10 protein-coding genes, 1 tRNA gene and 2 rRNA genes are annotated in these 9,308 nt (G+C 69.2%); 4 read left to right on the forward strand and 9 right to left on the reverse strand.

From position 1 onward, the window contains the following. Position 1 precedes the first annotated feature (1 nt). Positions 2 to 826 carry a 23S rRNA (adenine(2030)-N(6))-methyltransferase RlmJ gene (rlmJ, locus tag Q7T09_RS07680; protein WP_304698971.1) on the reverse strand — a complete coding sequence of 275 codons (825 nt, stop codon included), beginning with the start codon at positions 824 to 826 and terminating at the stop codon, positions 2 to 4. A 196-nt stretch (positions 827 to 1,022) separates the two neighbouring features. Between rlmJ and Q7T09_RS07685 the strand changes: the two genes are divergently transcribed. After that, positions 1,023 to 2,240 carry an LLM class flavin-dependent oxidoreductase gene (locus tag Q7T09_RS07685; protein ID WP_304698972.1) on the forward strand — a complete coding sequence of 406 codons (1,218 nt, stop codon included), beginning with the start codon at positions 1,023 to 1,025 and terminating at the stop codon, positions 2,238 to 2,240. A gap of 4 nt (positions 2,241 to 2,244) precedes the next feature. On the opposite strand, the gene Q7T09_RS07690 is transcribed toward Q7T09_RS07685, so the two are convergent. Next, positions 2,245 to 2,670: a DUF3237 family protein gene (locus tag Q7T09_RS07690; RefSeq protein ID WP_304698974.1), complete on the reverse strand. Its 426-nt coding sequence runs from the start codon at positions 2,668 to 2,670 to the stop codon at positions 2,245 to 2,247. Positions 2,671 to 2,738: 68 nt separating this feature from the next. On the opposite strand from Q7T09_RS07690, the gene Q7T09_RS07695 reads away from it, so the two are divergent. After that, positions 2,739 to 3,551, forward strand: a complete 813-nt coding sequence (locus Q7T09_RS07695) for an arylamine N-acetyltransferase (RefSeq protein ID WP_304698976.1) — start codon at positions 2,739 to 2,741, stop codon at positions 3,549 to 3,551. Here Q7T09_RS07695 and Q7T09_RS07700 read toward each other — a convergent pair. After that, complete coding sequence (locus Q7T09_RS07700) at positions 3,548 to 5,533, reverse strand: TonB-dependent receptor (RefSeq protein WP_304698977.1); 1,986 nt, start codon at positions 5,531 to 5,533, stop codon at positions 3,548 to 3,550. The two genes, Q7T09_RS07695 and Q7T09_RS07700, sit on opposite strands and share 4 nt — an antisense overlap. Positions 5,534 to 5,737: 204 nt before the next feature. Between Q7T09_RS07700 and Q7T09_RS07705 the strand changes: the two genes are divergently transcribed. Further along, positions 5,738 to 5,944, forward strand: a complete 207-nt coding sequence (locus Q7T09_RS07705) for a hypothetical protein (protein WP_304698978.1) — start codon at positions 5,738 to 5,740, stop codon at positions 5,942 to 5,944. A 175-nt stretch (positions 5,945 to 6,119) separates the two neighbouring features. Here Q7T09_RS07705 and Q7T09_RS07710 read toward each other — a convergent pair whose 3' ends face one another. Beyond that, entirely contained in the window at positions 6,120 to 7,100 is a 981-nt protein-coding gene (locus Q7T09_RS07710; protein ID WP_304698980.1) for an aldo/keto reductase, read from the reverse strand. A gap of 78 nt (positions 7,101 to 7,178) precedes the next feature. Further along, positions 7,179 to 7,451, reverse strand: a complete 273-nt coding sequence (locus Q7T09_RS07715; protein WP_304698982.1) for a hypothetical protein — start codon at positions 7,449 to 7,451, stop codon at positions 7,179 to 7,181. Positions 7,452 to 7,780: 329 nt separating this feature from the next. Between Q7T09_RS07715 and Q7T09_RS07720 the strand changes: the two genes are divergently transcribed. Next, entirely contained in the window at positions 7,781 to 8,065 is a 285-nt protein-coding gene (locus Q7T09_RS07720) for a hypothetical protein (protein ID WP_304698983.1), read from the forward strand. Between the two features lie 76 nt (positions 8,066 to 8,141). Here Q7T09_RS07720 and Q7T09_RS07725 read toward each other — a convergent pair whose 3' ends face one another. The 4 genes from Q7T09_RS07725 to Q7T09_RS07740 form a co-directional block, all read right to left on the reverse strand. After that, a complete protein-coding gene (locus Q7T09_RS07725; protein ID WP_304698985.1) occupies positions 8,142 to 8,603 on the reverse strand; it encodes a cupin domain-containing protein in 462 nt (153 codons plus the stop codon). Between the two features lie 119 nt (positions 8,604 to 8,722). Continuing rightward, a tRNA-Met gene (locus Q7T09_RS07730) sits at positions 8,723 to 8,799 on the reverse strand. 74 nt (positions 8,800 to 8,873) lie between these two features. Continuing rightward, positions 8,874 to 8,988 (reverse strand): 5S ribosomal RNA (gene rrf, locus Q7T09_RS07735). A 77-nt stretch (positions 8,989 to 9,065) separates the two neighbouring features. Then, positions 9,066 to 9,308 (reverse strand): 23S ribosomal RNA (locus Q7T09_RS07740); the annotation flags it as partial.

Genomic DNA, 9,308 nt, shown 5'->3' on the forward strand with positions numbered 1-9,308 from the left:
GTTACGACAATACCGACACCCGTCCCTGGCCCTTCTCGCCAAGGGTCTGGGCGGTCCAGCGGCAGATCTCCTCCAGCGGCGCGGCCAGGTCGGCCGGCGCCCGGGCGATCACCAGGGCGCAGCCGTTCATCTTCATCGGGTCGCTCAGCGGCCGCATGCGGGTCTCGGCCACCAGCAGCGGGCCCGCGCCGGCATCCTGCGCCTCATTTAGGAAACTGTCGAAGGTCTGCAGGTCCTTGATGGGCAGCCAGACCATCACCACCGCCTCGCGGTTGCGCCGGGTCACCGCCTTCAGGGTGGCGACGATGCGGGCGTAGTCGTCGGCCTTCTCGAAGGGCGGATCGATCAGGACCAGGACCGCGCCCTTGGCCGGGCAGCGGGCCACGGCGGTATCGTACCCATCGGCGCAGAGGGTCTCGATCCCGTTGCGGCCCTTCAGGGCCTGGCGCAGGGCCGCGTGCTCCTCGCCGCGCAGCTCGCAGGCGATATAGACGTCCTTCTTGCGCAGGGTGTCGGCGATCAGGCGCGGCGAACCCGGATAGAGCTTGGTGGGACCTGAGTTGTTGAGCTTGGTCACCGCCGCCCGCAGGGGCGCGAAGCCGGCCGGCAGGTCGACGGCCGTCATCAGTTGGCCGATCCCCGCCTGGGCCTCGCCCGACCGCTGGGCCTCGGCGCCCGTGAGATCGTAGAGCCCGCGCCCGGCATGGGTGTCGATCACGGTCAGCGGCCCGGCGCTCTTGGTCAGCGCCGCCATCAGCCGCAGCAGGCCGGCGTGCTTGACGAGGTCGGCGAAATTCCCGGCGTGGAAGGCGTGGCGATAGTTCAAGGTCTCTCCCGACCGACGAGGAATTCAGCGCGGCTGTGCGTAACTGCCATGCGCCCGACCAATTCCAAAGGCGACAGATGGCCGGAGAGGCCCCCCGGGGCGCCGCGGCCTGAGGTTTCGAAACGCAGGTACGGGCTGCTAGGCGCCCCCGCGTCATCCCAGCTAAGGTCTCCCAAACAGACCCAGGGAGGGCCAAATGCTCAAGACCAAACTGCGCTTCGGCGCCTTCATCGCGCCCTTCCATCCGCTGGACGAGAACCCAACCCTGGCCATCCAGCGGGACCTGGAGCTGGTCCAGCACATGGACAATCTGGGCTATGAGGAGGCCTGGATCGGCGAGCACCACTCCGCCGCCTATGAGCTGATCGCCTCGCCCGAGGTGTTCATCGCCGCCGCCGCCGAGCGCACCAAGCATATCCGGCTCGGCACCGGGGTCTCCTCCCTGCCCTACCACCACCCGATGATGCTGGCCGACCGCATCAACCAGCTCGACCACATGACCCGCGGCCGGGTGATGTTCGGAGCCGGCCCCGGCGCGCTGTCCTCCGACGCCTTCATGATGGGCATCCCGGTGGCCAAGCAGCGCGACCGCATGGACGAGGCCCTCGACGTCCTGGTGCGCCTGCTGCGCGGCGAGGAGGTCAGCCACGAGAGCGACTGGTTCACCCTGGTCAACGCCCGCCTGCAGATGACCCCCTATTCGCGGCCGTCGGTGGAGATCGCCGTGGCCAGCCAGGTCTCGCCCACCGGGGCGCGGGCGGCCGGCAAGCACGGGATCGGCCTGCTGTCACTGGGCGCCACCACCACGGCGGGGTTCAACGCGCTGGCCGCCAACTGGGGCATCGCAGAGGACATCGCCAAGACCAGCGGCCAGACCATGGACCGCAACGCCTGGCGGCTGGTGGGCCAGATGCACATCGCCGAGACCAAGGACAAGGCCATCGAACAGGTGCGCTTCGGCCTGGAGAAGTGGATCTACTACTTCCGGGAGATCGCCAACCTGCCCATGGTCCCCGACGACTTCGCCGGCGACCCGGTCGAGGCCTATCTGGCCCTCGGCTCGGCCGTGGTGGGCACCCCCGACGAGGCCATCGCCCGCATCGAGCAGCTGCAGGAGGAAAGCGGCGGCTTCGGCTGCTACCTGATGATGGCCCACAACTGGGCCAACTGGGAGAACACCAAGCGCTCCTACGAGATGATCGCCCGCTACGTGGTCCCGCACTTCCAGCAGCTCAATGTGAACCGCAAGGCCTCCATGGACTGGGTGCGGGAGAACAAGACCGAGTTCACCAGCCAGACCCGCGCCGCCGTCGGCGCCCGCATCGTCTCCCACATGATGGAGAAGGGCGCCGAGAACATCAGCCCGCAGATCGTGGCCCTGATCACCGGCGCCGCGGAGCCGGACAAGAAATAGCCGCTCACACCACCCGGTAGACGCCGATCCGCACCGCCCCGCCGCCGTCGGCCACCCCGATGGTCCCCACGAAGATCGACCTGTTCAGCCAGTCGTGGGGGCCATGGGGGGCGTCGAAGCTGGGGTTGGTGCGCACATAGCGGCCGCCGTCCTCGGTGGGCGAGACCAGGCCCAGGTTCCGCACGGCGATCACCGCGCCGTCGGAGGTCCTCAGCGCATAGATCGCCTCGATCACCGTGACGCCGTCAGCCCGCACGGTCTGCCAGTCGGCCCCGCCGGGGATCACCTCGCCCTCGATGCGCGGCCCCTTGAAGGTCCCGCCGGTGATGCCGATGAACCGGCGCTTGCCCGTGGCGGTGTCGCCCTGGCGCACGGCCGGGGCGATGGAGACCAGGGCCTCGAAAGCGAATTCGGTGGTCAGATTGTCCATGTCCTCCGTCCTAGCCATTGAGGGGATTTCTCGCCAGTCTCGCCGCGCCCACCCGCAAGGAGCCGCCCATGGACCTGTCGGCCTATCTCGCCCGCATCGGCTATGCTGGGACTCCGCGGGTCGATTTGCCCACCCTGCACGACCTCCACCGCCGCCACCTCCAGGCCATTCCGTATGAGAACCTGGACGTGCAGCTGGGGCGCCCGGGCGGCGTCGATATCGAGGACGCCTACGACAAGATCGTCACCCGGCGGCGCGGGGGCTGGTGCTACGAGATGAACGGCCTGTTCGGCTGGGCGCTGCGGGAGATCGGTTTCGACGTCACCCGGATGGCCGGCGCCGTGGGCCGCGACGAGCGCGGCGCGATCAGCCATGGCAACCACCTGGTGCTGCGGGTCGACCTCGACCGCCCCTATCTGGCCGACGTCGGCTTCGGCGACGGCATGCTGGAACCCATTCCCCTGTTGGCCGGCGGCTATAGCCGCGCCGGCTACGACTTTCGGCTGGAGCAGGTCGACGCCGACTGGTGGCGGCTGCACAATCACGCCCTGGGCGGCGCGCCCTATTTCGACTTCACCCTGGAGACGGCGCGGGAGGAGGCCCTGGCGGCCACCTGCCAGTGGCTGCGCACCGCGCCGGAGTCGGTCTTCACCCAGTTCCCCATCGTCCAGCGGCACACGCGCGACGGTCTGGTGATCATCCTGGGCCGCACCCTGCGACGGATCCGGCCCGGCGAGCGGACCCAGGCCCTGATCGACACCGCCGATCAGTTCGTCGAGGTCCTCGCCCGCGACTTCGGCCTCGACGTCCCGGAGATGCGCTCTCTGTGGCCGGCCATCTGCGCCAAGCACGAGGAGCTGTTCGGCGAGAAGCCGGACTAGCGCCTCAGCGAAAACCCGATCCGCACCGTGCGGGGCGCGGCGAAGCTCTCGGTCCCATCGCCCGTCTCTCCCACCTCGATGCGGGCGTCGGTGAGGTTCTCGGCGGCCAGATAGACCTCGCTGTCGGGGGTCAGGCGCCAGGCCGCTCGGGCGTCGACGCCCACCGAGGCCGCCAGCTTGCGGCTGTTGAGGTCGTCCTCGAACCGTTCGCTCTCGAAACGCAGGTTCGCCGACAGGGTCAGCCGCTCGCCCGCCTTCCAGTCCGCGCCGGCCGTGACCGTGTATTCCGGGGTCTGGGCCGGACGCTTGCCGGTGAGCTGCGGCGCGGCGGTTCCGCCGTCCACCTCCGCCCTGGTCGCCGAGAGCGCACCGTTCAGGGTCAGGTCCCCGAAGGTGTGGGCGATGTCGGCCTCCAGGCCCCAGGCCTCGATCTGGCCGGCGTTGCGCCGCTGGCGCAGCACCCCGCCCGCCGGGATGAAGCCCGCCACCGGGAAGGTCCCCGGGCCTGCGCCCACGGTGACATTGGTGATGGGATCGTCCAGGCGGTTGTAGAAGACCGTCGCGCTCCAGCGGGTGGGTCCATCGCCGCCGAGCCCCACCTCGACGCCGTAGAGCTTCTCCGGCGTCAGGGTCGGATTGGCCTCGGTGACGTCATTGCCCACCCGGAAGGGTCGGTGCAGTTCGTTCAGGGTCGGGGCGCGGAAGCCGGCATAGGCCGCCCCCCGCAGCCAGCCCGCGTCCCCCAGCCGCCGCCGCGCCCCGAACCGCGCCGTCGGCGTCGTGCCCGAGGTGTTGGGGGAGGTCTGGTTCAGGCTCACCGCCCCGGTGGCCAGGTCCCGCTCGCGACGCACGGCGTCGCGCTGGCGCCAGGCGTCGATCCGCGCCCCGCCGGTGACCAGCCAATCGCCCCGGTCCAGCACGCCCTCGGCATAGACCCCGCCCACCGCCGTGGTCCCGCCAGACTCCCGGCCCCGGGTGAAGGCGCCGGCCATGTAGCGGAACCGCTCATAGGCGTGGCCGTCGGCGAAGCGGACATCGCCACCCACCTCCCAGGAAAAGGTCTCGCCGCGCCCCTGCCAGGCGGCGTTGAAGCCGTAGCCGAGGGCCGGCGTCGAGTACTGGTCGCTGGCGGGCGTGGTGGCGACCCGCCCCGCGGCCACGGCCGCCGAGGTGTTGGCCAGGTCGCTGGACCGCGCCCAGGCCTGCAGCCGCCAGCCGCCGCCGTCGACGATCCTGGCCACCGTCAAGGCCGCCGAACCGCCGCTGGCGGTGGAATTGGCGCCGACCAGCCCCGCCCCGCGCCGCTCCTCATAGACCCCCAGCCGCAGGGCGCCGACGATCCCGTCGCGCTCCCCCTGCGCCCGGACGGCGAAGGACCCCGAGTCCAGGGTGGTGGGGGCGTCGGCCGCGCCGCGCCCGCCGCGCACCGGCACATAGCCGTCGGAGGTCTCGGCGCTGGCGGTCACCAGCAGGCCGCTGGTTCCCATCGCCACGGCCGCCCGAGCGCCGCCCCGCTGGGCGAGCGAGAGATCCAGGGCCGAGACGCCCTGCGCGGTCCCACGCTCCTCCAGGGCGATGACCCCGGTCAGAGCCCCGGCCCCATAGGCGCCCGCGCCGGCGCCGCGCACGATGGTGACGCTCTCCAGGCCCTCCGGCGGCAGGGCCGACCAGATCACCCAGCCCCCGAAGGGATCGTTCTGAGGCGCCCCGTCCAGGGTCACCAGCGCCCGGCCCGCCCCCGACGGCGCCACGCCCCGCAGGGAGATCCCCTGGATGGTGGGATTGGCCGCGTCGCTGCCGGTGCGCCGGAACAGCGACACGCCGGGCGCGCGTTTCAGGGCGACGTCCAGCCGCGGCGCGGACTTCAGATCGTCGGCGTCCAGCTGCTGGACGGCGAACACCGCCTCCCCGCCGAGCGCCGGCAGGCGCGGCGGATGGACGATGAGGACTTCGACTTCGGGCGGGGGCGGAGCTATCGGCATGGCGATGGTCTAGGGGCAAAGCGGCGCCGTGTCAGCCATGACGCGACGGAGGGGAAATGACTCTGACGGTGCGCGGCATAGGCCCCGCCGCCTGTCCGGCAGGCTTAACGGGTTCCATCACATCTGGTCATAAAACCGTGGCTGGACTTGCGGGTTCAAGCGGCTCAAACCCCGCCCTGTTGGGGGATTTGGAGACGCAAAGCCATGCTGGATCTGTCCCTGCCGCCCTCCGTCACCGTGAGCCCGACCCTGGTCGGGGTCTCCGTCCTCACCGACGACGGGATCACCGTCCAGGTCAGCCTGCCACGCCCGCGCGGCCTGCACGACCTGCCCGAGGCCGAGGTCGCCGCCCGGGCCAAGCGCCTGGCTCAGGCCGCCCTGATCACCGCCTTCGAGAGCCTGGGCGCCTGAGCGCGGCTCTCCCGGGCAACCCCTAAGAGTGTCATCCCGCATGTAGCGGCGAAGCCGCGGAAGTGCGGGACCCAGAGACACCGATCTTTCCGGCGCGCCCGGCGCGCCTGGGTCCCGGTCTTCCGCGTGTCGCGGAAACTGGGATGATACTTAGTTGGGCCTGACCTGCAGGCCCCTACCCCTCGGTGTCGATGGCCGCCTGCATGGCCGGCGAATAGCGCGGTCCCACCACGGTCTGCGGGTTCACCAGGGCCTCGACCCTGGCCATCGTCTCCGCCGACAGCTTGATCCCCACCGCGCCCGCGTTCTCGACCATGTGGTCGGGGTTGGTGGTGCCGGGAATGGGGACGATGGTCGCTTCCTTGGCCAGCAGCCAGGCCAGGCAGAGCTGGGCCGGCGTGCAGCCCGCCTCGCGGGCCAGGGAGGTGAAGGCCTCCAGCAGCTTCAGATTGGCGGCGAAGGCCTCGCCCTGGAAGCGGGGCATGCCCAGGCGCATGTCGCCTTCCTGGAAAGCCGCGGGGTCCGAGGCGCCGCCGGCCAGGAAGCCGCGGGCCACCGGGCTGAAGGCCACGAAGGTGACGCCGAGATCCTTGCAGGCCTGCAGCACCGCGATCTCCGGATTGCGGGTCCAGGGGGAATATTCGGTCTGCAGGGCGGTGATGGGGTGGACGGCGTGGGCGCGCCGCAGGGTGTCGGCCGACACCTCCGACAGGCCGATGGTCTTGATCTTCCCCTCGGCCACCAGCTCGGAGAGCGCGCCGACGCTGTCCTCGATGGGGACGCGCTTGTCCCAGCGGTGCAGGTAATAGAGGTCGATGACGTCGGTCTGCAGGCGCTTGAGGCTGCCCTCGCAGGTGGCCTTCAGCACGTCGGGATGGCCGTTCAGCTCGCGCCTGTCGCCATTGGTCAGGCCGCATTTCGACGCCAGCACATAGTCGCCGCGCCGATCGCCCAGCACCTCGCCGATCAGGGTCTCGTTGTGGCCCACCCCATAGACCGCGGCGGTGTCGAGGAAGGTGTAGCCGGCGTCCAGCGCCCCCTTCAGCACCCGTTCGGCCCGCTCGCGCGGCGCCGGGGGGCCGTAGCCGTGCGACAGGCTCATGCAACCCAGGCCGATGGCCGAGACCTCGAAGGGGCCGAGCTTACGTGTCTGCATCTGGGGGCTCCGGGCGCGAGGCTGCGCGCGAGCCTTTTGGAGCCTGGCGCTCCCCTTCGTCAATCGCGCCCGAGGGCCTTACGGATTGACGTTCAGCTTGATGCGGATGCGGCCGGCCTGGGCCATGGAGACCGGGACGTGGATGTCGGCGGCCAGCTTCAGGGCCGTGGCGGCGCCGGGGTTGGTGGCCGGGTCTGCGTCGACCACCTTGCACTGCGTCAAGGACACGCCGCTCACCAGGCACTCGACGATATAGGCGTTGGCGGCCAGGGCCGGGGCGGCGGCTTCGGCGGCCGGGGCGCTGGACGGCGACGAAAGGGCGGCGGTCAGAGCCAGAACTTGAAGCAACATGGGACCTCGGCGAGCACGAGAGGTTAATGAAGTGTGAAGAGGCGCCGAACGCAAGTGTTTCATTTCGGCGTCTTCCCCCGCCCCGCCGCAACAGGCGTGCCGCGCGCCGGCTCCGGCGGCTCGGGCGCCCCGCTTTTGGGCGGCGGCGCCTGCTCATATCGCACCGCAATATTCCTCATATTGCGTCGCACCATTGTCACTTGCGGCCCGCCGAATCCACGCGCTAAGTCGGTCTCAGGCGGGACGCTTGGGCCACCCGAGAAGCCCAGCGCCCGCCTGAGGAACGTCGGGAGGCGGTTGAACCCCAACCCCTTTCCGGGACGAAAAACATGATGAAGCTGATGACCCTGGCCGCTCTGGCCACCCTCGCCCTGGCTCCGGCCGCCAATGCTGAAGAAGGCGTTCGCGTCTCCCTCATCGGCAAGTCCAGCGCGCAGATCCACGCCGACATCGTCGCGGCCGCCAAGAAGGTGTGCGCCAAGGCGGCGTCCAGCGAGACCCTGTTCCTCGACGCCTATGGCCGCTGCCTCAAGGGCTCGGTCAACACGGCCCTGGAACAGCTCGGTAACTCCGAGGTGGCCCAGATCCAGGCGACGCGCGTCGCCCAGCGCTAAACGAAACCTCCCAGATCCAACGGGAAAGGGGTCGGCCGAACGCCGGCCCCTTTTTTCGTGGCCCCAGCTCGGAGTCTCACGCCCTGGGCGGATAGGGCGAGCCGTCACGGTGTTTGTAGCCCGGCTCGGGGCCGGCGATCATGTCGATGTCGGGATAGGTGCAGACGTCCTGCGGGTCGGCGTTACCGATCTCAAGCACCTTGGCCGGCCGGTCGGTGCGGTTGATCAGGTGGTGTCCGTCGGCCACGCCGCGTTTGAAGGCCGCGCAGTCGCCGGGCCTCAAGGTCTCCTCGCCGGCGTCGGTGACCAGGGTGAGTTCGCCCTCCACGACCCAGACGAACTCGTCCTCGTGGGTGTGCCAATGGCGTTGGCTGGACCAGGCGCCGGGCTCGATCACCGTCAGGTTCACCCCGAACAGGGTCAGGCCGCTGTCGCGGGCCAGCCTCTGGTAGCTCTGGCCCTCGCAGGGAGCGTCGAAGGGCTGGGGATAGCTGCTGCCGCGGGCGACAGGGATGGCGGCAAGGTCGATCTTGGGCATGGGAAGTCGCCAATTCTGGGGCGGTTCAAGTAATCGCAAGCTTAGATTTGGGCTGATTTCGCGCCAGCGCAACGCCCCAAACGCAAAAAACCCCGCGCGAGCGGGGCTTTCCGAGATCTTGGGTGCGGGGACAGGATTTGAACCTGTGACCTTCAGGTTATGAGCCTGACGAGCTACCGGGCTGCTCCACCCCGCGGCAGATGGGTTGGCGCGTGGAGGTGCGCCTGATGTGATGGCAAGGGGTTCTGATGAGTTGCATCCGTTTGGTAGACCTGGCGGCGACCTACTCTCCCGCGCCTTAAGACGAAGTACCATTGGCCCAGAGAGGCTTAACGACCGAGTTCGGAATGGGATCGGGTGGGGACCTCTCGGCAAAACCACCAGGTCAACGAAACGGATATTTGAGAAGACATCACTGCTGAAAGCGCGATTTCTGAAGCGCATTCATGAATTTCACTAAGAACGATCAAGCCGATCGAGCGATTAGTACCAGTAAGCTGCATGCCTCGCGGCACTTCCACACCTGGCCTATCAACGTGGTGGTCTACCACGGCTCTCGGCGAAACCTTGTTTTGAGGTTAGTTTCCCGCTTAGATGCTTTCAGCGGTTATCTATTCCATACTTAGCTACCCTGCTGCGCGGCTGGCGCCACGACAGGTCCACCAGAGGTATGTCCATCCCGGTCCTCTCGTACTAGGGACAGAT

The organism is Phenylobacterium sp. (genome assembly GCF_030645195.1).
Classification (GTDB): Bacteria; Pseudomonadota; Alphaproteobacteria; order Caulobacterales; family Caulobacteraceae; genus Phenylobacterium.